We start from the raw sequence: 514 nt of genomic DNA on the forward strand, positions 1-514 counted from the left end.
CGGTCTGGAGATCGCGAAAGAGAAGGGCTGGGTGGCTCCTGAAGCTACCGGCACGGCCCCGCAGGTTGAGGAGGGCAACTGATGAGTGAAGTAACGTTCTCCAAGCCGGGCATCCTCACGCCGATCGTTTCGCGCGGTTGGGACGAGGAACGTTCATGGACGCTTGAGTCGTACCGCTCGCGCGGTGGCTACAAGGGCCTTGAGCGCGCCCTAACGATGGATCCGGCTGACATTACGAATGCGGTGAAGACGGCTGGTCTTCGCGGCCGTGGTGGTGCTGGCTTCCCCACGGGGCTTAAGTGGTCGTTCCTGCCTCCTGACGATGGCGGCCCCCGCTACCTCGTTGTGAATGCGGATGAGTCCGAGCCGGGAACCTGTAAGGATATTCCGCTACTGATGGCCAACCCGCACGTTTTGATTGAGGGCATGGCAATCACGTCTCGAGCGATTCGCTGTGAGCACGCGTTTATCTACCTGCGTGGCGAGGTCGCCCACGTTTACCGTCGCCTTCTCG

Annotated in this window: 1 pseudogene; it reads left to right on the forward strand. The window is 61.3% G+C overall.

What is annotated here, in order from left to right:
• Positions 1-81: 81 nt before the first annotated feature.
• Positions 82-514 (forward strand): annotated as a pseudogene (locus tag HMPREF1627_RS00280) (NADH-quinone oxidoreductase subunit F); the annotation flags it as partial.

The sequence above is a fragment of the Actinomyces sp. S6-Spd3 genome, assembly GCF_000758755.1.
Taxonomy (GTDB): domain Bacteria; phylum Actinomycetota; class Actinomycetes; order Actinomycetales; family Actinomycetaceae; genus Pauljensenia.